This is a genomic window from Stenotrophomonas sp. ZAC14A_NAIMI4_1 (assembly GCF_003086915.1).
Taxonomy (GTDB): domain Bacteria; phylum Pseudomonadota; class Gammaproteobacteria; order Xanthomonadales; family Xanthomonadaceae; genus Stenotrophomonas.
On the sequence record NZ_CP026002.1, the window covers coordinates 2742705 to 2766470 of the forward strand.

At 62.6% G+C, this 23766-nt stretch carries 19 protein-coding genes and 2 pseudogenes; 5 read left to right on the forward strand and 16 right to left on the reverse strand.

Annotated features, from left to right (window positions below; translation table 11 throughout):
• Positions 1 to 2 precede the first annotated feature (2 nt).
• From C1926_RS12400 to C1926_RS12410, 3 genes are all read left to right on the forward strand, one after another.
• Positions 3 to 932, forward strand: coding sequence for an alpha/beta hydrolase (locus tag C1926_RS12400; RefSeq protein ID WP_108759402.1), 930 nt, complete (start codon positions 3 to 5; stop codon positions 930 to 932).
• A 301-nt stretch (positions 933 to 1233) separates the two neighbouring features.
• Entirely contained in the window at positions 1234 to 2310 is a 1077-nt protein-coding gene (locus C1926_RS12405) for a Shedu immune nuclease family protein (RefSeq protein WP_108759403.1), read from the forward strand.
• Between the two features lie 661 nt (positions 2311 to 2971).
• Positions 2972 to 3328 (forward strand): hypothetical protein, encoded by a 357-nt coding sequence (locus C1926_RS12410; protein WP_108759404.1) that lies wholly within the window; start codon positions 2972 to 2974, stop codon positions 3326 to 3328.
• A gap of 140 nt (positions 3329 to 3468) precedes the next feature.
• Here the strand turns inward: C1926_RS12410 and C1926_RS12415 are convergent, their stop codons facing one another.
• The 3 genes and pseudogenes from C1926_RS12415 to C1926_RS12425 all read right to left on the reverse strand — a co-directional run.
• On the reverse strand, positions 3469 to 4251 hold the full coding sequence (locus C1926_RS12415; RefSeq protein WP_108759405.1) for a 3-hydroxybutyrate dehydrogenase: 783 nt from the start codon (positions 4249 to 4251) through the stop codon (positions 3469 to 3471).
• A 78-nt stretch (positions 4252 to 4329) separates the two neighbouring features.
• A complete protein-coding gene (locus C1926_RS12420) occupies positions 4330 to 4641 on the reverse strand; it encodes a hypothetical protein (RefSeq protein ID WP_108759406.1) in 312 nt (103 codons plus the stop codon).
• Positions 4642 to 4952: 311 nt separating this feature from the next.
• Positions 4953 to 5237 (reverse strand): annotated as a pseudogene (locus C1926_RS12425) (type 1 glutamine amidotransferase domain-containing protein); the annotation flags it as partial.
• Positions 5238 to 5398: 161 nt separating this feature from the next.
• Here C1926_RS12425 and C1926_RS12430 point away from each other — a divergent pair.
• Both C1926_RS12430 and C1926_RS12435 read left to right on the forward strand, forming a co-directional pair.
• Positions 5399 to 5773, forward strand: a complete 375-nt coding sequence (locus C1926_RS12430) for a nucleotide pyrophosphohydrolase (protein WP_108759407.1) — start codon at positions 5399 to 5401, stop codon at positions 5771 to 5773.
• Entirely contained in the window at positions 5770 to 7653 is a 1884-nt protein-coding gene (locus C1926_RS12435) for a DUF2075 domain-containing protein (protein ID WP_108759408.1), read from the forward strand. Before C1926_RS12430 ends, C1926_RS12435 begins: the two co-directional genes overlap by 4 nt.
• Positions 7654 to 7740: 87 nt before the next feature.
• On the opposite strand, the pseudogene C1926_RS12440 reads toward C1926_RS12435, so the two are convergent.
• The 13 genes and pseudogenes from C1926_RS12440 to C1926_RS12495 all read right to left on the reverse strand — a co-directional run.
• Positions 7741 to 8124 (reverse strand): annotated as a pseudogene (locus C1926_RS12440) (type 1 glutamine amidotransferase domain-containing protein); the annotation flags it as partial.
• A 183-nt stretch (positions 8125 to 8307) separates the two neighbouring features.
• Entirely contained in the window at positions 8308 to 9144 is an 837-nt protein-coding gene (locus C1926_RS12445; protein ID WP_108759409.1) for a nucleotide-binding protein, read from the reverse strand.
• 425 nt (positions 9145 to 9569) lie between these two features.
• Positions 9570 to 10583, reverse strand: a complete 1014-nt coding sequence (locus tag C1926_RS12450) for a DUF4238 domain-containing protein (RefSeq protein WP_108759410.1) — start codon at positions 10581 to 10583, stop codon at positions 9570 to 9572.
• A gap of 178 nt (positions 10584 to 10761) precedes the next feature.
• Positions 10762 to 11541, reverse strand: a complete 780-nt coding sequence (locus C1926_RS21505) for a hypothetical protein (RefSeq protein WP_159095101.1) — start codon at positions 11539 to 11541, stop codon at positions 10762 to 10764.
• Between the two features lie 159 nt (positions 11542 to 11700).
• On the reverse strand, positions 11701 to 13266 hold the full coding sequence (gene guaA, locus C1926_RS12455) for a glutamine-hydrolyzing GMP synthase (protein ID WP_108759411.1): 1566 nt from the start codon (positions 13264 to 13266) through the stop codon (positions 11701 to 11703).
• Positions 13267 to 13375: 109 nt separating this feature from the next.
• Positions 13376 to 14833 (reverse strand): IMP dehydrogenase, encoded by a 1458-nt coding sequence (guaB, locus tag C1926_RS12460; protein WP_108747812.1) that lies wholly within the window; start codon positions 14831 to 14833, stop codon positions 13376 to 13378.
• A 349-nt stretch (positions 14834 to 15182) separates the two neighbouring features.
• On the reverse strand, positions 15183 to 16058 hold the full coding sequence (gene folD / locus C1926_RS12465; RefSeq protein WP_108759412.1) for a bifunctional methylenetetrahydrofolate dehydrogenase/methenyltetrahydrofolate cyclohydrolase FolD: 876 nt from the start codon (positions 16056 to 16058) through the stop codon (positions 15183 to 15185).
• 185 nt (positions 16059 to 16243) lie between these two features.
• Positions 16244 to 18079, reverse strand: coding sequence for a monovalent cation:proton antiporter-2 (CPA2) family protein (locus tag C1926_RS12470; RefSeq protein WP_079221627.1), 1836 nt, complete (start codon positions 18077 to 18079; stop codon positions 16244 to 16246).
• A gap of 166 nt (positions 18080 to 18245) precedes the next feature.
• Positions 18246 to 19382 carry a molybdopterin-synthase adenylyltransferase MoeB gene (gene moeB, locus C1926_RS12475; RefSeq protein WP_108759413.1) on the reverse strand — a complete coding sequence of 379 codons (1137 nt, stop codon included), beginning with the start codon at positions 19380 to 19382 and terminating at the stop codon, positions 18246 to 18248.
• A 184-nt stretch (positions 19383 to 19566) separates the two neighbouring features.
• Positions 19567 to 20964, reverse strand: a complete 1398-nt coding sequence (gene der, locus C1926_RS12480; RefSeq protein WP_079221625.1) for a ribosome biogenesis GTPase Der — start codon at positions 20962 to 20964, stop codon at positions 19567 to 19569.
• 15 nt (positions 20965 to 20979) lie between these two features.
• Positions 20980 to 22188: an outer membrane protein assembly factor BamB gene (gene bamB, locus C1926_RS12485; protein ID WP_079221624.1), complete on the reverse strand. Its 1209-nt coding sequence runs from the start codon at positions 22186 to 22188 to the stop codon at positions 20980 to 20982.
• Positions 22188 to 22826 carry a tetratricopeptide repeat protein gene (locus C1926_RS12490; protein ID WP_079221623.1) on the reverse strand — a complete coding sequence of 213 codons (639 nt, stop codon included), beginning with the start codon at positions 22824 to 22826 and terminating at the stop codon, positions 22188 to 22190. The genes bamB and C1926_RS12490 overlap by 1 nt, the downstream gene beginning before the upstream one ends.
• A gap of 64 nt (positions 22827 to 22890) precedes the next feature.
• Positions 22891 to 23754 (reverse strand): RodZ domain-containing protein, encoded by an 864-nt coding sequence (locus C1926_RS12495; protein WP_108759414.1) that lies wholly within the window; start codon positions 23752 to 23754, stop codon positions 22891 to 22893.
• Positions 23755 to 23766: the final 12 nt, after the last annotated feature.

Genomic DNA, 23766 nt, shown 5'->3' on the forward strand with positions numbered 1-23766 from the left:
CCATGAACACCCCTGCCCGTCTGGCAGCCGGCCTTGCCGGTGCCCTCGCCGTTGCTTCCGCCCACGCCGCCGCGCCGGCGGTCACCTTCCACTATGCCCAGGTGGACGACGTGCGCGTGTTCTACCGCGAAGCCGGCAACCCCAAGGCGCCCACCGTGCTGTTGCTGCACGGCCTGCCCTCCTCGTCCTTCATGTACCGCGAACTGATCCCGATGCTGGCCGACCGCTACCACGTGATCGCACCGGACCTGCCCGGCTTCGGCTTCACCGAAGCGCCGCCGCGCGAGAAGTACGCCTACACCTTCGCCAACCTGGCCAACACCATCGACCGCTTCACCGAAGTCGTCGGCATCGATCAATACGCCATCCAGGTGTTCGACTACGGCGCACCGGTCGGCTGGCGCCTGGCCACCCAGCACCCGGAACGCATCACCGCCATCGTTTCGCAGAACGGCAACGCCTATGAAGAAGGCCTGGGCGAGCTGTGGGAGCCGATCAAGCGCTACTGGAGCGCGCCGACCGCGGCCAACCGCGATGCTCTGCGCGGCATGTTCACCCCGGAAAGCATCCAGTGGCAGTACACCCATGGCGCGCCGGATGCGATGCGCATCGCGCCGGAAACCTACACGCTGGACAACGAGCGCCTGGCGCGCCCGGGCAATCTGGATATCCAGCTGGACCTGATGCTGGATTACCGCACCAACGTGGTGATGTACCCGCAGCTGCAGAAGTACTTCCGCGACCGCCAGCCGCCGCTGCTGGCAGTGTGGGGGCGCAATGATGCGATCTTCATTCCGGCCGGCGCCGAGGCGTTCAAGCGCGATCTGCCGAAGGCGGAGGTGCGGTTCTATGACACCGGGCACTTCGCGTTGGAAAGCCACGTGCACGAGATTGGCCCGGTGATCCGCGCGTTCCTGGATGCGAATCTGTAAGGGAAATCCAGCCGCGCCCGACCAACCCACCGGTAGCGCCGGGCCCTGCCCGGCGAACGCAGCGGCAAAGCCCCCCATGATCCATCCGGCACGCGAAATCGTCCGGATGGGTCAGGCGGTGCGGCGACGCATCCCATCCACCCGAAAAAAACGCGGTAACGAAAAGGCGAATGATCAACGCTGCACAGCAACAACTTCTCTCCAACGCGGGCTTGCTGTTCTCCAGGACTTTTCCCAATTGTCAGCGCTGCGAACCAACACTATCGTCTAGTTCCCCGTTGGAAGAGCACACGACATCAGTATGAAAGTCATAGACACGGTACTGAACTACGCAGGCGACAACCATCCGAAATCGACGGGAATGTGCCGCCTTCGCGTATTCGCCGTAGAGGGTTGCCCGCGCGTACTCATTACAGACCTGGGCGAGTGCAATGACGGGGCATCGGTCACGAATGCCATCGAGACGATCATCAAGCGCGTCCAGGAAAGTGGCTTGGCCCTCGGTGCAAGCATCTACATCGAGCACGACGAAAAGGCCGATGCGACAACTGACACCTTCGACCAAGTAGATGTGTCTCGCGGCACGCACAGGAAGCCACTGTCGAAAGATGCCGCCATCGCGGCACTTGGCTGCAGCGCAGATGAACTTGAAGAGCGCACAGGCAGCAACAAGCGCATCGTGAGAACGGCTGAAGCACTGCGGCTGGCGAGAAGGCCATTTGACGGATCCCCGTGGCCGGAACCACCACACGTCACGAAGCGGCAGCTGGAGATTTCCGATGGAATGATCTCCGCCGCGTCGGTAGATGCGCTGGTACAAGCAGGAAGTGGCGAGCGCGAGCTCCAGCGACTGCTCAAGCAGGACCTTTCCATAATGGCTGAGGGTCTGAGCTCCCCCGAAGGGGAGTACATCTGTTTTTCAGAGCTCCCCTTCGGCGACGGCTATGTGGACTTCGCGGTGTTCACCGGACGCTCTCGCATGGATGTCATCCTGATCGAGGTGAAGGGTGCTGATTTCAATCTGCTCAACAGCAACCACTATCAGGCATTCAACCACAAGGTGCAGGAGGCGGCAGGCCAGCTCCGGGATCGCGTAGGTGTCGTCTACCGGAACTACGACAGCGTCCGTCGCGAGCTGCACCGCATCCGGCTGGAAGCGGAGCGCGGCAGTCCGCTTTACAACGCATTTCTGGGTCCGGTGGGGCTACTTCAGGTTGACCCGGACAAGGACATCAATATCCGCTCGATTGTAATCGGCGGACGCACTCAAAACGATCGGGAAGAAAGCCGAAAGCGGCAGGACTACGAGCTGAATACCTCACCGCGCGTTCGCCTTGAGTCGTGGGATACGTGGCTGCGGAGGCTGCAGCGCGCCTGAGAGCTGCGATGAAGTCGGCCTCGACGATCGCTGCTTCTGATGATGGCCAGGACGCGGTAGCGCCGGGCCATGCCCGGTGAGCGCAGCGGCTGAATGAAAGACCGATGACGTATCCGGCACGCGAAATCGGCCGGATACGTCACGTTTGCCTTTGCTGTCCGCTATCCACGCAATCAGTTGAAATGTTTCATACAACTATTCGTAAGCGCAAAACGTCACACGCTGCTTGCCCTCGCGAGCCGCTTACGTCACCAGACGTCGACTCTGCCACTGAGGTGGCGAGCTAGCGTCTTCTCTTGTCGCATGTGCCATCTGAGTTGCATGCAACAATTTGCGGCTCGCGCTCGATTCGTCCGAAATCTTCGGATTTTTCTCATTGAACCGAACGTGCATGCGTAGACAACATGGCGCGCCACCGAAAAAGGGTGGCCGGGTCTGCAAACCCGTTTCAGAGATACGCCTGTAGTTTGCGCTTGCCCGCCGGTACCGCCCGGAAACCGGTACCGGCGGGCAATCCGTCTGCCATTATGGCGGGCGGTGCGTGGGGGTCTTCGCACCCACCGGTCTATGGCGTTTCTCTACCCGGTTTGCAGCCACGCACCGTCCGCCACCACGCTTCCGCGCGGTGGCGCTGTTAAGCACAGCCACGGAAGCTACTGCCATGACCACTCGCAAGAACCCGCCGCTCCATGCTGTTGGCACCGTCAACGACGACGAAAACCCCACCTCCGATCTCAGCACCTTCCAGGGCTGCCTCACCCGCATCCGCGATGGCGAAGGCTCCGACGGAATGCTCTGGCCGGAGGAAAACCTGTCCGACGGCCGACGTCAGTCCCTCGCGCGCATCGACCGTGCGGCCGTAGGCATCCTTACTGCGGTGGAGATGCTGCATGCCGCCAACCGCTGCAAGACCATGGCCACGCCCCGCCGGCATCTGGATGAGGGCGTGGTGGAGGGCCTGTTCTTCGCGTGTCGCGAGCTGGCCGAACTGGTGTGCAGGGAAGTCAGGCCGGCCTGACTCGTCGCCGCGCTATGCCCGGCGGAAAATCAAAACCACCGCGCTGCGCGCTCGCAGGGCACGGCCCCGCGCTACCACCACCCCACCCGGTAGCGCCGGGCCATGCCCGGCGGAAAATCTAACGTCCCGTGCAGCCACGCTTAGCGCGCGGTCCAACCGCCATCCATCGGCAGCGCCGTGCCCGTCATCTGCGCGGCGGCGTCCGATGCCAGAAACACCGCCATGTCACCCAGCTGCTCCGGCGTCACAAACTGCAACGAAGGCTGCTTCTCGGCCAACAGCTCACGCGCGGCGGCTTCCTGGTCGGTTCCCTCCCGCTCCGCCAGCGCGGTGATCTGCTTCTCCACCAGCGGGGTCCGCACCCACCCCGGGCAGATGGCGTTGGCCGTAATGCCCGTGCCCGCGTTTTCCAGCGCGGCCACCTTGGTAAACCCGACCACGCCATGCTTGGCCGCCACATAGGCCGACTTGTTCACCGAACCCACCAACCCGTGCGCCGACGCGATGTTGATGATGCGCCCCCATCCCTGTTGCTTCATGTGCGGCAGGGCCGCCGCCGTTGCATGGAACACCGCCGATAGATTGAGCGCCAGAATGGCATCCCACTTCTCGACAGGGAATTCCTCGATCGACGCGGTGTGCTGGATGCCCGCGTTGTTCACCAGGATGTCGATGCGCCCCATCGTGGCAACGGCACGGGCGATCATCTCCCGCACCGCCTCGCCACGGGATAGGTCGGCGCCATCGTGCGCGACCCGCACCCCAAACTCGGCCTCCAGACTGGAGCGGATGCGTTCGATGTCCTGCGCGTCACCGAAGCCATTCAGCACGATGTCGGCCCCCTGCCGCGCCAGCGCCGTGGCGATGCCAAGACCGATACCGCTGGTGGAGCCGGTAATCACCGCGACTTTTCCAGAGAACATGGCCGAGATTCCTTAGGACGGAGGCCCAAGTGTAGATCCACGCCACGCGTGGATGCTCTGCCTGTCGCCGGCCCGCAGCTAGAACCGCAGGCCCGCCCGGTCAACGGTCGCGAGCGGATTGGCCTTCCGCACCGCCTCCCGGAAGAGCAGGAAGTCGCGGTTGAACAAGGTCAGGTTGTTGGTGAACGTGACGCACTTTGTTTCCGCCGCCTTGCTGAAGCACACCTGCCAGACATAGCGCCCGTAGATGACATCGGATGTTCGGGTGACTGAGGTGATCTGCGAGAGCGGAACCGCCGTGGGCGTGGGCCCCCGCCGCATGTAGAAGGATTCAGTATCGAAGAAGTAGTGCTCGCGATCCTCTTTCCCATCCACCATCACCAAGGTCATGGAGGTATCGGAGATCCGGCGGGGGGGATTCAAACGGCCCCCTGATTCCAACGTGGAGCGGGCTCTCCTTGACGCACGCCGATGGATCAACCAGATGGTCACCAACGGGAGTGCCGCAAGGGCAGCGGCGGCCACGGTTTTCACAACAACTGCCAGTGTGCTCGGCACACAGAACTCCTGGATCAACATTCAGCATCGGCGACCACCCGCTCGCGTGGGACGACTGATCCACGCCACGCGCGCCGGCCCCGTGCCAAGGACGAAGCCGGTGCGCCATGGTGCCACGGGCCACATGCGATGAAAAAGCCGCCTTACTTCAGCCGCTCGACCAACCGCTGCCCCACTTCCAGCGCCGAAGCCGGGTTCTGGCCGGTGATCAGCTCGCGGTCCACCACCACGTGGCCGGTCCACGGCGTGGTGTTGCTGCTGAAGCGCGCACCCGCCCGCTCCAACGCCGTCTGCGGGTAGAACTTCATCTCACCGCCGCCCAGCATCGGCTTGGCCTGCTCTTCTTCCTGGTTGCTGATCACCGTCATCTGGTAGCCGCTGTAGATCCATTTCGGAGCGGTCGGCATGGCGCCGGCTTCCAGCTTTGCTCGTTGATGGGGACTGGGCCGGGTGAGCCCCGGGCCAGGCAAGGCTCTCGGAGCGCTCATGTCGCGCAGGGGCGCTTTGCCTGAGTGCCAAGGGTCATATGTCGCTTGCGCCCCTATTCCATGGGTAGAATTGGCCAAATTTTGTCGTATAGGGCCATGCCATGGAACACCCTCTCATCGAGGTTCGGGGCGCTGCCCAAGCGCTCCGGGAATTCGCTGAAGCCCGTGATTGGGCACAGTTCCATTCCCCGAAGAACCTCGTCATGGCTCTCTCCGGCGAAGTTGGAGAGCTGAACGAGGTCTTTCAGTGGATGACGGAGGCCGACTCGTTCAATGCCGCCTCCTCTGAAGCCACTGCCAAGGCCGTTCGAGAAGAGATCGCCGACGTAGCCCTGTATCTCATCCGGCTGTCGGACGTGCTCGGCATCGACCTCAATGAAGCTGTCAGCAGCAAGCTGGCCATGAATGCCGCCAAGTACCCGGTTGATCTTTCGCGGGGCGTCAGCACCAAGTACAACAAGCTGTCTCAGCCATGATCGTCTATCAGGCAGACAAGGACGCCTTCCTTCGCCATTGCAACGACGAGGAGATCGAGGAAGTCATCCTCGCCAGCTACAAGGCGGCCACCAAGGGCCATGTGGGTGAGTCCGAAATCCGCTCTTGGCGTGAATCACTGAGATACGTCGCACGTGCGCTGAACCACCCGTCCATTCCCGGTGACATCGGCGTTGCGGTTGAGTTCGTCCTGCCTCAGTCGCGGAAGCGTATTGACGTTCTCCTGACCGGCCACGCCGATGACGGCTCAGTGAACGTCATCATCGTCGAGCTCAAACAATGGTCGGTCATCAAGCAGTCCAATCGCGACGGGATGATCGAGTTGCGGCCCGGAGACCTTCGAGTCCATCCCAGTTATCAGGCATGGTCCTACGCTTCATTCCTTGAGGGCTTCAACGAAGCGGTCCATGTAGGAAAGCTCCAGCTTCATCCCTGCGCCTATCTGCACAATTATCAGTCGGACGGTGTGATCGACTCACCCCATTACCGGCCCTACATCCAACGCGCACCGCTCTTCCTGAAGGGCGCGGGCGACCTTGAGGGGCTGCGCGCTTTCATCAGCCAGCACACAAGCAAGGGCGATGGCATCCCCGTGCTGGCCAAACTGGACGACGCCACTATCCGCCCATCCAAAGCGCTCGCAGACGAACTGCATCGATTGCTCTCGGGAAATAGTACGTTCACATTGCTCGACGAGCAGAAGCACGTGTTCGAAGCCGCCAAGGCGGCGTGTGCCCAGGCGCACGCAGAACGTAAGCCTCGGGTTGTCATCGTTGAGGGAGGCCCGGGCACAGGCAAGTCCGTCGTTGCGGTAAATCTTCTGGCCGCGGTGCGCGACGGCTTGAACGTCAAGTACGTCTCGAAGAATGCCGCGCCACGTGAGGTTTACAAAAGTGCCCTCAGCAAGTCGAAGGATACCGATCGCCTCCATCATTTCTTCGGTGGGTCCGGAGCGTACATCAATACCCCCGAGAACGAATTCGATCTACTGATCGTCGACGAGGCCCATCGGCTCACCGAGCAAGGCGGGTTCTACGGGAACGAGGGTAAGAACCAGATCATGGAGCTGATCAACGCTGCCCTGTGCAGCGTGTTCTTCATTGATGAAGACCAACGGGTCACGCTGAAAGATATCGGCACCAAAGAGGCCATTCGGAGTTTCGCGGCTGCCCGTGGAGCGACGGTGGAAGAATACACCCTGTCCTCGCAGTTCCGCTGTGCGGGTTCGGACGGCTATCTCGCATGGTTGGACGACGTGCTGCAGGTCCGCCCGACCGCAAACACAACGCTGGACGAAGAGAGCTACGACTTCCAGGTATTCGATGATCCGGTCGCATTGCACGCGGCCATCGATGCAAAGAACGCCGATAACCGCGCGCGCGTTGTAGCTGGCTACTGCTGGCCGTGGAACAGCAAGAAAAACAGCAAGGACATTGACATTGTCATCGGCAACTATCGACGGCAGTGGAACCTCGGTCAGGACGGAAGCCTTTGGATCGTCTCCCCGAACTCGATTGATCAGGTGGGCTGCATCCATACCTGCCAGGGCCTGGAAGTCGATTACGTCGGCGTGATCATCGGCCCGGATCTGGTCATGGAAGACGGCGCCCTCAAGACCGTGCCTCGTGCACGTGACCAGCACGACAAGACGATGAAGGGGTATGTGAAGCTGTCGAAGTCCAATCCTGCACACGCTGCCGAGTTGGCCGACACCATCATCAAGAACACCTATCGCACCTTGATGACCCGAGGCATGAAGGGATGCTACGTCTACGCTACCGATCCGCAGGTCGCCGCATATCTTAGGGGCCGGCTGCAGCGCGCGGCAACCATCGAACAGGTGGTTGAGTTGGAGGCCTAATCAGCTCTATTTAACAGACTGTACGGATTGTTCCCGCGCAATGCGCGCGGGATTCTCCTCGACGACAAGCACGCTTAACCAGCGTGCTTATTTCAACTGCTCCACCAACCGCTGTCCAACTTCCAGCGCCGAAGCCGGGTTCTGCCCGGTGATCAGCTCCCGATCCACCACCACATGGCCGGTCCACGGCGTGGTGTTGCTGCTGAAGCGCGCACCCGCCCACTCCAACCCGGTCTGCGGGTAGAACTTCATTTCACCGCCGGCCAGCATCGGCTTGGCCTGCTCTTCTTCCTGGTTGCTGATCACCGTCATCCTGTAGCCGCTGTAGATCCACTTCGGTGTGGTCGGCTTAGCGCCCGCTTCCAGCTTCGCTACGAAACCGTTCGCCTCAGGCGGCACGGACAGCAGCACGAAGGGCCCAAGACAGACCAGTGCGATGGTTTCGCTGCGATAGTGAAACTCAGCTCGCAACCAACGACGCGCGGAGCCCCATAGCTGCGCCCCGGAATGGCACCTCACCACCAAGAATGTAGACACAGCATCGAATGGCGCCCGCCCTTTGCTCGGCGCACTCAAGACCAAAATCAGGCAGCCAACACCGGCCAAGAGCGAACTCGGCGGAAACGCTGATCGTAAGCTCTAAAAAAGAGTCCTTTAGCTCTCGAGCAACTTATTGAAATCGATGCTATAGCCAGCAGCCTTCATCTCCTTGGCGATATCAATTTGCCAGTTGGTATCATCAACATAAACGACACCACTAATATCACTCGGCAGCTCCATATTACCAGAAACCAAAGGAACGACTCTCGCACGCGATAGCTTTGCGATCAGGTATCCATGTTCAAAAACAACGTTCTGTCTTGCTCTGGAATGAAAATTACTCTCACTTGCCTCCAGCGCTGTCCCGCCCACATCGTCGGGGGTATAGAGGACTATGGCAAACCCAACATCCGTATGGGCCTCAATCTTCTCAATGATCGTATGACCGCGATTTGCCTGCTCGTGAAGGATGACGGTCTTCAGCCCCAACTTTTCAACAAAGCGAGCAGCCTTCGACTTCATAGCCTCATCATGACCATGAACAATAAAAACCCGATCCGAATCGTGAGCAACCGTTTCCTTTACCCTAGACCAGCCACCGACATTCGTTGACTCCGCCACCGAAGGAAGTCGAAATTCGTATTCATCATTATCAATATCAAGGGAAAGTGAATCTAAGAATGCGACAGCAGGCTCGCCGCTCTCCCGCATGAATACATCGAAATCGCTTTCATATCCACCGCGATAGTACACGCCCCGAGTAAGCTTCTTATCAAGCATGGCGCGTGCACCCGGAAGATTATCATCCAGAAACTTGTTGATTTGACGCCGCCAAGCTGCGAATCGCTCCTTACCAAAGTCGTCACCCCGCTGCGAGTAGGCGTCCGCAACATCTACAAGAAGGCGATCCTTGAACTTACTCAACTGCGCAACAGCTTCCTTCTTATCCATCGTCCGATCCCCGTGCCTACAGTTTAATTAATATCACGCGACCCAGCGGCTGTACTCATTTGCTCTAAAATAAGCTAACTGCACGGCTGCACCCCCTAAACAAGTAGCGTTAAATCTATTGTTTTCGAGAGAAGCTAACAAGGAAAAAACAAAATTCAGCAGTATCATGCGCAACTGAAGGAAGCGCCAAGCTGGCTCTCGATGGCCCAAATTGCCATCGAGCACCGATGCAAGCTTCAGTATGCCTCGTTGTGATTCGGCAAGTCAAAACGCGCTTCGGTAAAGGCCAGGCAGTGGGGCCGCCTGATGCGCCATGTCTTCAATGCGTTGAAGAATCTCTGAACCGACGAATTTTCATGCTTCTGGCAACGTAACTCAGTGATCATAGCGCACCACATTATCAGCAACGACCAAAAACTGATTAATCAGCTCGAATACCCTCTTTCGGCATCAATTTGCTCAGCGTCCCAACGCTCCCAAAAGGCTTTCTCATCTCGAAAGGCTGCTCCATTCACCACTCGCTGACGGATATCTTCACAACGAAATGGAGACTTAGAGAAAACAAACCTATCAGCATTTTCAATAATTATTCGCTGTATCTTCCGCGTGGTTTCGACATCAACCCGACTACCCCTCGACCGAGGGCGAGAACCCAGACAACGAAACATCAGGTGATCTGGGGAAAGCGGGAAAATGACATCCCCATTTTGAACTTCCCAGCCCCCATCGAAATCATATCTATAATCACCAAAATAGTTGAGCCGAACAACAGGGTTATCGGAAGTCGGCCAAAGAAATCCCGAGGCTGGCTTTAAGATAGTCCAGCCCTTCATGGATATTTTTTCGATGGTTTTTGTGAGCAAATGATCAATAGTCCATTGCCACATGGAACGTCCCACCAGGGCTTCTACACCAACATTGCTCGCATCGTCCTCAGCTGCGTCCACCGTCAACCTGAGGGGCAATCCTCGACCGGGCTCACGATGCCTAGCTAACGGCGGCAGTGTTCCGGCACTGAGTTTAGCTAAAGCGCTAGACAGGGACGTCTCTAATAGAGCCGGCATCGAAGCTGCCTGACGCTTATGAAATTGGCGGAGTCTAGCTGGCGTCCTTACGTCTTGCGCAAAAGCGAATCTTACGAGCTTTCTCCAGTCATCAGGCGCCAACCGCTGATCTGCAATGGCTCGCTTGAAGGCAGCCACGGCCGGAGCCTCAAACTCCCTGTCAAGCCATCTCTCCAGTGCATCATCCTGCACACCATCCACACTTCTCGTATAAAGGTTCGGACGATAGGCAACACTCTTCAAGGAGCGCAGTGTCCACAGGGGAACCCTGGGATCCTCAACAAGAAGGCTGTATGTGGGAATTCGATTCTCAGAGGCCCACCCTCTGAGATACAACTGAGGAACGTAATGATTATTCTTATGTAGCTGTCGCATACGCCCCTGTAGTCCTTCCTAGATCAAGACACGCAGTTATCGCAGAATTACCTGACAGGAAGACAAACGAGCACAACCCTCCTCAAAAAGCCTCCTCGCTTGATAGTCCATTATCGTGGGCAATACCACCCGGAGATAGAATCCTCTTTTCGGAAACCTTCAACGCAGTGCAGCTGCGCTACCTAATAATTTCGGCGGCGCTGGTCTCTCTATTAGCCTCCTTCCAAGCCGCCTCTAGCTGCACTTCCCCCGAATCGCCTCCACTCAGACGATCTGCCAAGTGGAACGCCAGCAGCTTAACCTTAACACCTTCCGGCCCGTCCGGCTCCAGTACAAATTCGTACACCAGTGCATAGAGACTTCTATCGAGAATTGGCCTTCCTTTTGCAATTGCCCTCGTCTCCACTAGAACTGGCAACGAGGATTCCAAAGAAACCAGCGCCATACCAGGATCAACAGAGTGGCTCTTCGCAATAATCCCCTTAAGCACATTTAGCCCTGAAGGGACATTGACTTGGAAATCCGGCGCAACTGCCGACCTAAACCCACCCCCAAAATCACTTGGGAATTTATATCTAACACGCTGAATTACAAAGGAATCATCACTAGGACGAAGAGCTATACGATCATCGTCAACCCTACCAAGAAGAACCAAGGCCCGGGCATCCATGTAGTCGGCATTTGCCAGCTCAAGAGCACTCTCACTGACGGAACAACTCTTCACCGATGAAGCAAGAGCGACAACTGAAAGCACGACAGCTATCGCAGCAATTACATTAGAAGGCTCGCCCCACCTACTCATCCCTGCCCCTGACTTTAATTTACTAAAGAGATGCCCAAAAGAACGCTGAAGATACCGCCCAACCCATTTGCACTGGCGCATGCACCCACCAAAACTTTCAAAAACATCGCTGTATACGATGCCCGTGAATACAAATGCTCCGACCTTGAGCTGCAAGGACTGCCATAGAAGCCAATAACGACCCCTTAGAAACTCACGCCCCCACCTCAAGCCGATGAGCTATTAAGTTTGATCGCTGCCGCAGAAGAAATTACACATGATTCATGATCCACGGCAGCGTCTCGACAAACTGCCTCAGCCGCAAGAGGCCTCAACTCATTCCCACTCAATAGTAGCCGGCGGCTTCCCCGAGATGTCATAGACAACCCGCGACACCCCCCGCAACTCATTGATGATCCGGTTGCTCACCGTACCCAAAAACTCATACGGCAGATGCGCCCAATGCGCGGTCATGAAGTCAATCGTCTCCACAGCCCGCAGCGCAATCACCCACTCATAAGCGCGCGCATCGCCCACCACGCCCACCGACTTCACCGGCAGGAACACGGCAAACGCCTGGCTGGTCTTGTCGTACAGGTCCGCCTTGCGCAGCTCATCAATGAAGATGGCATCGGCCTTGGCCAGCAGTTCGGCGTACTCGCGCTTCACTTCGCCCAGGATACGCACGCCCAGGCCCGGGCCCGGGAACGGATGGCGGTAGACCATGGTGCGCGGCAGGCCGAGCTCGACGCCCAGGCGGCGCACTTCGTCCTTGAACAGCTCGCGCAGCGGCTCCACCAGGCCCAGCTTCATGTGCTCCGGCAGGCCGCCCACGTTGTGGTGGCTCTTGATCACGTGCGCCTTGCCGGTCTTGCTGCCGGCCGACTCGATCACGTCCGGGTAGATGGTGCCCTGCGCCAGCCACTTGGCGTTCTTCAGCTTGTTCGACTCTTCGTCGAAGATCTCGACGAACAGGTTGCCGATGATCTTGCGCTTGGCTTCCGGGTCGCTCACGCCTTCCAGCGCGCTGAAGTAACGGTCGGCGGCATTCACGCGCACGACCTTCACGCCCATGTGCTCGGCAAACATCGCCATAACCTGGTCGCCTTCCTGCCAGCGCAGCAGGCCGGTATCCACGAACACGCAGGTCAGCTTCTCACCGATGGCTTTGTGCAGCAGCGCGGCCACGACGGACGAATCGACGCCGCCGGACAGGCCCAGGATCACTTCGTCATCGCCCACCTGCTCGCGCACGCGGGCGATCTGGTCGTCGATGATGTTGGCGGCGGTCCACAGGGTCTGGCAGCCGCACACATCCACCACGAAGCGGCGCAGCAGCGCCTGGCCCTGCAGGGTGTGGGTCACTTCCGGGTGGAACTGCACGCCGTACCAGCGCTTCTCTTCGTTGGCCATGGCGGCCACCGGGATGCGGTCGGTGGTAGCGGTGATGGTGAAGCCCGGCGGTGCGATGGAGACGTGGTCGCCGTGGCTCATCCAGACATTCAGCTTCGGCTCGCCGCCGTGGTCGCTCAGGCCCTTGAACAATGCATCGGGGTTGATGACGTTCACTTCGGCGTGGCCGAACTCGCGCTGGTCAGCCGCTTCGGTGGCACCACCCAGCTGGGCGGCCAGGGTCTGCATGCCGTAGCAGATGCCGAAGATCGGCAGGCCGCTGTCGAACACTTCCTGCGGCGCGGCCGGGGCGCCCGGCAGCGTGGTCGATTCCGGGCCACCGGACAGGATGATGCCCTTGGCGCCAAACGCCGCGATCTCGGCCGGGTTGTGGTCCCAGGCCCAGATTTCGCAGTAGACGCCCAGCTCGCGGATGCGGCGGGCGATCAGCTGCGTGTACTGCGCGCCGAAATCGAGGATCAGGATCTTGTCGTTATGGATGTTGGTCATGGCGCCCTGGCAATGCAGTAGGGAAAACGAAACTTCAAATAATTTGCTGCGGCAGATGGAAAAAGAGGAACGGGAATCAGCTTCCTCGTTCCTCTTTCTCCGGCCCGCGTCAGGCGCGGTAGTTCGGCGGTTCCTTGGTGATCGTCACGTCGTGGACGTGGCTCTCACGCTGGCCGGCGCCGCTGATCTTGACGAACTTGGGCTTCGTGCGCATGTCGTCGATGGTGGCGCAACCCACGTAGCCCATGGTGGCGCGCAGGCCGCCCATCAGCTGGTGGATGATGCCGCCCACCGGGCCGCGGTACGGCACGCGGCCTTCGATGCCTTCCGGCACCAGCTTGTCGGCGGTGGCGGCGTCCTGGAAGTAGCGGTCCTTCGACCCCTTTTCCATGGCGGCCAGCGAACCCATGCCGCGGTAGCTCTTGTACGAACGGCCCTGGTACAGCTCGGTCTCGCCCGGCGATTCCTCGGTACCGGCCAGCAGGCCGCCGACCATGATGGTCGAGGCACCGGCGGCCAGCGCCTTGCCGATGTCACCCGAGTAACGGATGCCACCGTCGGCGATGAGCGGGATGCGGTCCTGCAGGGCTTCGGCCACCAGATCGATGGCGGTCACCTGCGGCACGCCGACACCGGCGACAACGCGCGTGGTGCAGATCGAGCCCGGGCCGATACCGACCTTGACCGCGTCCGCGCCGCTGTCCAGCAGCGCCAGTGCGGCTTCGCCGGTGCAGATGTTGCCACCGATGACCTGCACGTGCGGGAAGTTCTTCTTGACCCAGGCAACGCGGTCCAGCACGCCCTGCGAGTGGCCGTGCGCGGTATCAACCACGATCACGTCCACGCCGGCGGCAACCAGCGCTTCCACGCGGCGGTCGGTGTCACCACCCACGCCGACGGCAGCGCCGACCAGCAGGCGGGTCGACAGATCCTTGGCGGCGTTGGGGAAGTCGGTGTTCTTCTGGATGTCCTTGACGGTGATCAGGCCACGCAGGGCGAAATCATCGTTGACCACCAGCACCTTTTCGATGCGGTTGCGGTGCAGCAGCTGCAGCACTTCATCGCTGGCGGCGCCTTCCTTCACCGTGACCAGGCGATCCTTCTTGGTCATGATGTGGCGGACCGGATCGTCCAGCTCGGTCTCGAAGCGCATATCGCGATGGGTGACGATACCGGCCAGCAGGCCGTCGCTGCCCACCACCGGCACGCCGGAGATGTTGTGCGCCTGGGTCAGGGCCAGCACGTCGCGGATGGTGGTTTCCGGGCCGACGGTGATCGGGTCGCGGATGACACCGGCCTCGAACTTCTTGACCTTCGCCACTTCCGCGGCCTGCTGTTCCAGGCTGAGATTCTTGTGGATGATGCCCATGCCACCCAGCTGTGCCATGGCGATGGCCAGGCGGGCTTCGGTGACCGTATCCATGGCCGCAGACAGGATCGGAAGCTTGAGCTTCAGGTCTCGGGTCAACCGCGTTTCGAGGTTGACGTCCTTGGGCAGGATGGTCGAGTGGGCGGGGACGAGCGAGACGTCGTCGTAAGTGAGTGCTTCAGCCTGGATGCGCAGCATCGGCATACCCGAGATGTGGGGAAGCGCGACATTTTACCCCTTTTTCACGCCCCGTGGGAGGGGGTGGATGCGACGCAGTGTCGCGCGGGCGGTGATCCGTTCAGGGCGATGGACCGGGCCCGCCGCACCGCCGCAGAACCGCCGCGGACATGGAACCGCCACGGAACCGCCTTTGGTAGGTGCCAACCTTGGTTGGCACAAACAGGGAGAGGCCATCACCCCATCTGGAGCCCAGGCGCCGGACAAATCGTGCCAACCAAGGTTGGCACCTACCAGGAGCGGGTCATGCAGGCCGACACCGTCCGGGTAGCGCCGGGCCATGCCCGGCGAGCGCAGCGGCGCCGTTGAATCAGGATGCTTCCGCCGCTTCCAGCGTGTTCTGCATCAGCGTGGCGACGGTCATCGGGCCGACGCCACCCGGCACGGGGGTAATCCAGCTCGCCCGCTCCGCCGCGGCCTCAAACCCGACATCGCCCACCAGCCGGCCGTCGTCCAGCCGGTTGATGCCGACGTCGATCACCACGGCCCCCGGCTTCACCCACTCGCCCGGCACGATGCCCGGGCGGCCCACGGCCACTACCAGGATGTCGGCGTTGCGCACGGCCTGCTCCAGCACGTCCTTCGGGGTGAACTTGTGGCAGCTGGTCACGGTGCAGCCGGCGATCAGCAGTTCCAGGCCCATCGGCCGGCCGACATGGTTGCTCACGCCCACGATGGTGGCGTTGCGGCCGCGCACCGGCTGGTCGGTGTGGCCCAGCAGCGTGGTGATGCCGCGCGGGGTGCACGGGCGCAGGCCGAATTCACGCAGGGCCAGGTGGCCGACGTTTTCCGGGTGGAAGCCGTCCACGTCCTTGCGCGGGTCAATGCGCTGGATAAGGCGGCGCGCGTCGGGAATGCCCGGCAGCGGCAGCTGGATCAGGATGCCGTTGATCTTGGGGTCGGCATTGAGCTGGTCGATCAGGTCGAGCAGTTCGGCCTCGCTGGTGCCAGCGGGCAGATCGTAGTCATGGGCTTCGATGCCGACCTTTTCAGCCGCGCGGCGCTTGTTGCGCACGTACACGGTCGAGGCCGGATCGCCACCCACCAGCACCACGGCCAGGCCGGGGCGGCTGCCACCGGCGGCCACCCGGGCGTCGACGCGCACCTTCAGGCTGTCGAGCAGGTCCTCGGCAATACGGCGGCCATCGAGGATGCGGGCAGGAAGCTGGGGGGCGGAGTCAGTCATCGAATGCGGGGGCAGGCGGCGGCGGGGACGCTATTGTCCCTGATTCAGGCCCCCTCGCCCACCGGGATGTGGCAGCGGGGTCGGATCCCTTTGCCGCAGGCAAAGGGCTCTGACCCCATTCAACACACACGCACCTGCAACGGGGTCAGAGCCCTTTCCGTTGGAAAGGGATCCGACCCCTGCCATCAATCCTCTTCTTCCTCCGGCACCTGGTCCGCATTCAACGTGCGGGCCTTGCGCTTGGGCGCGGTGAACGGGGTCGGGGTCGGCACGCCCGGCAGCGCGCTGCCGAACACCATGTGCGCACCGGCACGCAGGCTGCCGCCGGCCATTTCCAGCTCAAACCGCTCGGCGTCGCGCTCGCGGATCTGCTCGGCGATTTCCTGCGCGTCGTCTTCGTCCGCACCCAGTTCCATCAGCGCGGCCTGGCCGAACATCAGCGCCGATTCAAACGTCTCGCGGATCTGGAAATCAACGCCGGCATGGATCAACCGCAGCGAGTGCTCGCGGTCGAACGAGCGCACCAGCAGCTTGGCCTGCGGGAATTCGTGCGCCACCAGCTCAACGATGCGATCGGCGTCCTCGGCATTGTTCACGCACACCGCGATCGCCCGCGCGGTACCGGCGCCGGAGGCATGCAGCACGTCCAGGCGGGTGCCATCGCCGTAATAGATCTTGAAACCGAAGCGCTCGGCGTTGTGGATCATCTCCACATCGTTGTCGATGATGGTCACGTCCACGTCGCGGGCCAGCAGCGACTGGCTGGCCACCTGGCCGAAGCGGCCGAAGCCGATCATCAGCACGCTGCCGGACAGGCCATCGGCGGTGTCCACACCTTCCAGGCTCACTTCCGGCTTCGGTGCCACGCGCTTGTAGACCAGCACCACCAGCGGGGTCAGCGCCATCGACAGCACCACCACGGCGGTGAAGTTGGCATTGATGTCCATGTCGATGACACCGGCACTGGCGGCGGCGGAGAACAGCACGAAGGCGAATTCGCCGCCCTGCGCCATCAGCACGCCACGGTCCATCGCCTGTGCGTGGTCGCTGCCCATCAGGCGGGCCACCACGTAGATGCACAGCGCCTTGGCCGCCATCAGCGCCAGCACCAGGCCAACGATCATCGGCCAGTTGCCGGCCACCACGCCCAGGTCCAGCGCCATGCCGACGCTGAGGAAGAACAGGCCCAGCAGGATGCCGCGGAACGGCTCGATGTCCGCTTCGATCTGGTGGCGGAAGGTGGATTCGCTCAGCAGCACGCCGGCGAGGAAGGCGCCCATCGCCATCGAAAGGCCGGACAGCTGCATCAGCAGCGCCGCGCCCAGCACGACCAGCAGCGCGGCGGCGGTCATCACTTCGCGCGCCTTCGATTCGGCCAGCAGGCGGAACAGCGGATTGAGCAGGAAGCGGCCGACCAGCACCAGGCCGACGATGGCGCCGACGCCGATCGCCACCGACAACCAGCGCGAGCCTTCGCCATCGGCACTGCCCGCGCTCGGCGCCATCCAGGCCACCAGGGCCAGCAGCGGCACGATCAAGAGGTCTTCGAACAGCAGGATGGAGACGATCTTCTGCCCCGACGGCAGCGCGATGTCGCCGCGCTCGGCGAGCAGCTGCATCACCACTGCGGTGGAGGTGAGCACGAAGCCGGTGGCGCCGATGAAGGCGACCTGCCACGGCAGGCCGAACAGCTTGGCGATGGTGGTCAGCACCAGCGCACAGGTGGCGATCTGCAGCGTCCCCAGCCCGAAGATTTCCTTGCGCAGGCTCCACAGGTGCGAGGGCCGCATTTCCAGGCCGATGACGAACAGGAACATCACCACGCCCAGCTCGGCTGTATGCAGGATCGCCTGCGGGTCGGAGAACCAGCCCAGGCCGAACGGGCCGATGGCCAGGCCGGCGGCGAAGTAACCCAGCACCGAACCCAGGCCGAGCCTGCGGAACAAGGGCACCATCACCACCGCCGCGCCCAACAGGGCCACGACCTTGACCAGCTCGCTGGTCGCTGCTTCTACCGCCATGCGGTGTTTCCCCGAAAACCGAAATCGGCCTCAACGATAGAGCATGTTTTCTGACGGCAATAGCATCGACGTTGCGTTTAGTTGTGCCGAAAATGGAACGATGGCGGGATTGATAACCAAGATCGTTCCGAAATCGGTAGCGCCGGGCCATGCCCGGCGAACCGGATCACCCTCCGCTGCAGAACGCGGCGTAATCGATGTACCCAGGGAACGGCACACCCGGCGCACAAACCGGGCACTGGGGATCAGGCCCGATGCCGGTTTCGCGGAAGCGCATGCCCAGCGCATCGAAGCGCAACAGCCGGCCCACCAGCGGCTCACCGATGCCCAGCAGCAGCTTCAGCACCTCGGTGGCCTGCAGCACCCCGGCCAGGCCGGGCAGCACGCCCAGCACGCCCGCCTCGGAGCAGTTCGGCGCGAACTCCGGCGGCGGCGGCTCGGGGAACAGGCAGCGGTAGCACGGCGCCACGCCACGCTGGCGGCCGGCGTCAAACACGCTTACCTGCCCATCAAAGCGCTCGATGGCGGCATAGACCATGGGCGTGGCGTGCTTGATGCAGGCGTCGTTGAGCAGGTAGCGCAGGGGGAAGTTGTCCGAGCCGTCCAGCACCACGTCCACGCCGTCCAGCAGGCGATCGACATTCTCCGAGGTCACCCGCTCGGGCACGGCCTCGACCTCGATGGACGGGTTCAACGCCAGCAGCCGCTCGCGCGCCGAATCGACCTTCAGCTGGCCGACGCTGGCCTCGGTGTGCACGATCTGACGGTGCAGGTTGCTGCGCTCCACGCGGTCATGGTCGGCAAACCGCAGGTGCCCTACCCCGGCTGCGGCCAGATAGAAGCCAGCCGGTGCACCCAGGCCACCTGCGCCCAGTACCAGCACGCGCGACTGCTGCAGGCGGCGCTGGCCGGCCTCACCCACCTGCGGCAGCAGCAGGTGGCGCGAGTAGCGGTCGTAGAAATCGCGGTCGGCGGCGTCCAGCATCGGCTGCACCAGCGGCAGCGCCTGCTCGCGCCAGGCCACGGTGCCGCCGGCCACGGAGGCGACGTTCGGGTAGCCCGCCGCCAGCAGCGCCAGTGCGGCGTCGGCCGAGCGCTTGCCGCTCTGGCAGATCAGCAGGATCTCCTGGCCCGGGGCGGGCAAGTGCGCGGCCGGGTCGGTCAGCAGGTCGTCCTTGGCCACGCCACGCGCGCCCTCGGCCATGCCACCGGCGCGCTCATGCGCCTGGCGCACATCGATCAGCACCGCACCGTGGGCCACACGCGCGCGTGCCTGTTCCGGGGAAAGCTCTGGAATGCTCATGGCCGCATTATCACGCACGTGGCGGCCACCCGCCTTGACCAATATCCGCGAACGCAGGGTAGTGCCGGCCGCTGGCCGGCATCGCCATGAACGCGTCAGACGACGCGAGGTTGCCGGCCAGCGGCCGGCACTACCGGTGGGAGCGCGAACAAAAAAGGCGGCCCTGCGGCCGCCTTTTCGTGGATCACTTGCCCTTGACGTGCTTCATCAAGCGCCGCTTGGCCTTGACCTGCCGCTCGGTGAGGACGTTCTTCTTGCCCTCGTACGGGTTGGTACCCTCGCGGAAGATGAAGCTCACCGGCGTGCCGATCAGCTTGAAGCGCTTGCGGAAGAAGTTCTCCAGGTAGCGCTTGTACGATTCCTGCAGCTCCTTCAGGCGGGTGCCGTGCACGATGAAGGTTGGCGGGTTCGCGCCAGCCGGGTGCACGTAGCGCAGCTTGGAGACGTGGCCGCGGATGGTCGGCGGCGGGTTGGTCTCGTAGGCCATTTCCAGCGCCTTGTTCACTTCGCTGGTGGTGAAGGTCTTGTTGGCCGACTCGTGCGCACGGTGCACCGCACGGAACAGCTCGCGCAGGCCCGAGCCATGCTTGGCGGAAATGCGCACCGACTCGGCCCACGGCACGAAGCCCAGGCGCAGCGACAGCATCGTTTCCGCCTGCTCGCGCTGGTACTCGGTCAGGCCATCCCACTTGTTGATGGCGATGACCAGCGCACGGCCGGCATCCAGCACCGCCCCCAGCACGGTGGCGTCCTGGTCGGTCACGCCTTCGGTGGCGTCCAGCATCAGCACGGCCACCTGGCACTGCTCGATGGACTGCATGGTTTTGACCACCGAGAACTTCTCGACGACCTCGTCCACGCGCGAACGACGGCGCAGGCCGGCGGTATCGATCAGGCGGTACTCGCGACCGTCACGCTCCAGGTCCACGGCGATGGAATCGCGGGTGGTACCCGGCACGTCCGAGGCGATCATGCGCTCTTCGCCGAGGATGCGGTTGACCAGCGTCGACTTGCCCACGTTCGGGCGGCCGACGAAGGCGATGCGGATGCGGTTCGGATCGTTGTCCAGCTCTTCGCCGCTGCCTTCTTCGGGCAGGCGCTGGATCACTTCATCCATCAGGTCGTCCAGACCCTGGCGGTGGGCGGCCGACACGGTCAGCATTTCGCCGAAGCCGTAGCGGGCGAACTCCGAGCGGACGGTGTCCTCGTCGGTGCCGTCGATCTTGTTGATCAGCAGCAGCGTCGGGCGCGACAGCTTGCGCAGCCAGGCCAGGATCTCGTCGTCCATCGCCGAGGTGCCCTCGCGGGCATCGACGACGAACAGGATCAGATCGGCTTCGGCCGCAGCGGCGCGGGCCTGGCGCGTGGTGGCGCCAGCCAGGCCTTCCTCTTCCTCGGCAATACCGCCGGTGTCCACGACGAGGAAATGGTTGTCCTCGTCCAGACGGCAGACGCCGTAGTTGCGGTCGCGGGTGACGCCGGGCTGGTCATGGACCAGGGCGTCACGCGTGCGGGTCAAAGCATTGAAGATGGTCGACTTGCCGACATTCGGCCGTCCAACCAGGGCGACCAAAGGCAGCATCGCGATTACTCCGTATTAATTTGCCAACCGGAATGCGGTCAGCTTGCCATCAACATTCTGCACCAGCAGCACCCCGTCGACGACGACTGGCTGGGCTAGGAGCGCATCACCGCCACTCTTGGCCCGCGCCGCCATCGCGCCGTCGGAGGCCTGCAGCCAATGCAGGTATCCCTTGTAGTCACCGACGACCACGTAATCACCCTGCAGCGCAGGACCGGTCAGCGAACGACGCGCCAGGCCGGTCTGCGACCACATCGCGGTGCCGCTGGTCTTGTCCAGGCCGAACACGCCGCCCTTGGGGTCGGTAACGAACACATTGCCCGAAGACACCGCCACGCCGCCGGCACCGCCGTGGTCGCGCGCCCACAGCGGGCGACCGGTCGGGCCTTCGATGGCCATGGTCTGGTTCTTGAAGCTGCTCACGAAGAGCGTATTGCCTTCCAGCACCGGTGCGCCGTCGATGTCGGCCATGCGGTCCAGCTCGGTGCGGCCTTCAGGGCTGCCCACGGTCTGGTCCCACAGGGTGCGGCCGTCCTGCATGGCCAGGGCGGCGACAGCGCCGTCATCCTTGCCGATGAACAGCACGCCCGGGCCAGTGACCACCGGCGCGTTGCCGCGCACGGTCAGCGCCGGCAGCTCGCTGGGGTTGAACCACTTCTGGGTGCCGTTGGAGGCTTCGAACGCGGTGACCCGGCCATCATTGCTGCGCACGAACACCAGGCCCTGCGACACGGCCGGGGCCGAGATCACTTCGCCCGGCACACGGGCGCGCCACTTCTCGCTGCCATCGTTGATGTCCAGCGCGATCACCTGGCCATCGAGGGTACCGATGACCACCAGGTTCTCGCCGACACCCGGGCCGCCGGACAGGCGCAGCTTGGCCTTCTTCTTTTCCTTCTGCGGCTCCCAGGTCCAGACCTTCTTGCCGGTCTGCAGGTCGATGGCATGCACGCCACCGGTGATCGCCGCGGCGAACACGTGGCCATTGGCCACCGCCGGGCCCTGGCGCACGCCGATGCGGCGCTCGCCCTTGCCCAGGTTGACCGACCAGGCCTTGTTGACCTTCAGGGTCGGCTCGAACTTGACCAGTTCCGCCGGCTCCTGCGCCTTCTTGGCGGCGGCATCCTTACCGGCGAACCAGCCCTTCATGGTGCTGCAGCCGGTCAGTGCCATGCCCAGCAGCAGGACGGAGGCGACGCGCGTAATCATGACCTTCTGACTCATCAAACCGACTCCGCAGGGGCGGCGACGGTGCCGCCAGCGTCCATAACCTTGGTTTCCAGCACGCGCCGCTGCGGTGCTGCCACGTCCAGCGTCTTAAGCGCCTTCTCATACTGTTCACGGGCCGCATCGCGCTTGCCCTGCGCCAGCAGTGCATCGCCCTGGATCTCCAGGCTGCCGCTGTCCGTCGCGCTGCCAAGCAGCTTGATCGCCTCGTCGCTCTTGCCGGTCGCCACCAGCAGGCGGGCCACGCGCTGGTCAACCACGCGCTGCAGGTCGCCTTCGACCTTCACGCCGCGCAGGGTGGCCAGTGCTTCTTCGTTCTTGCCGGCATCGACCTGGGCCTTGGCCAGCTGCAGGGCCGCCAGGTCGCCATAGATGCTGTTCGGGCCAGCCTCCAGCGCCTTGACCGCCTTGGCAGCGTCGTCCAGCTTGTTGTCCTGCAGGCCGACCAGCGCCTTCTGGTACTCGACGTTGGCCGAGGCCAGCTTGCCGCCCTGGTTGGTCTGGTACCACTGCCAGCCGGCAATGGCGCCGATGGCGATCGCTACGCCACCGATGATGCTGGCGCCATTCTTCCGCAGCCAGCTGCGGACACGTTCACTTTGTTCGTGCTCGTCGAGCAGATCGTCGATCGCCATGCGTACTCTCGCCCCGCCCGTAGGGAGGGACCATTGGGATTATCGAAGGTGGTGAAACCGCGTCTCAGTGTGAAACCGGGACAACGGAGCCTTCAGAGGATACCTGAAAGCGGGCCACGTTGGCTCGCTGGTAGGGGGTCAGATCGACGATAGCGCCGTTCTGCTGAACCTGGACCGCCGAGGCATTGCCCAGGGTCACGCGGCTCACCTGGCCCGGGGTGAAGCTGCGGGACTCGCCGGCCTTGATGAGCGCCTTCTCGACGGAGCCGCCATCCGGACCGGCAATATCGACCCAGCTGTCGCCACTGAACTGCATGTCCAGGTTGGCGGTAGCCGCAGCGGCCGGGGCCGGGCGCGGCACCGGGGCCAGCGACGCCACGTACGGCGTGGCCGCCGGCTTGGCAGCAACTGCCGCCGGCTCGTTGCGCGCTGCCGGCTCGCTGCCGACGGTGGCCGGGGCGACCGGCACGGCGGCCGGGATCGCGTCCAGCGAGGCCGTGTTCGGCGCGGACGGGGTGTTGTCGAAGTGGCCGCGGGTGGCAAACCACACCGGCACCGCCAGCACCGCGGTGATGCCGACATACAGCATGCGCCGGCCGAGATTCTCGGCGATGCGGCGGGCACGCGGGGTATGGGTATGGCTGACCAGGGTGGGCGGAACCACCGCACCGACCTGGGCCTGCTCCAGCAGCTGGCTGATATCCACGTTCAGCAGGCGCGCATAGCTGCGCAGCTGGCCGCGGACGAACACCGGGGCGCCGAGCTTCTGCCACTGTTCTTCTTCAAGCGACTTGACCACCTGGACCGGCATGCGCAGGCGCTGGCCGACATCATCAAGGGTCAGTCCGGCCGCCTCTCGGGCCTGGCGCAGGCGGGTGCCGCAGCCGGCCGCAGTATCGAGAGCGCTGACAGTCTGGTCATCAATCACAATGCATCAACC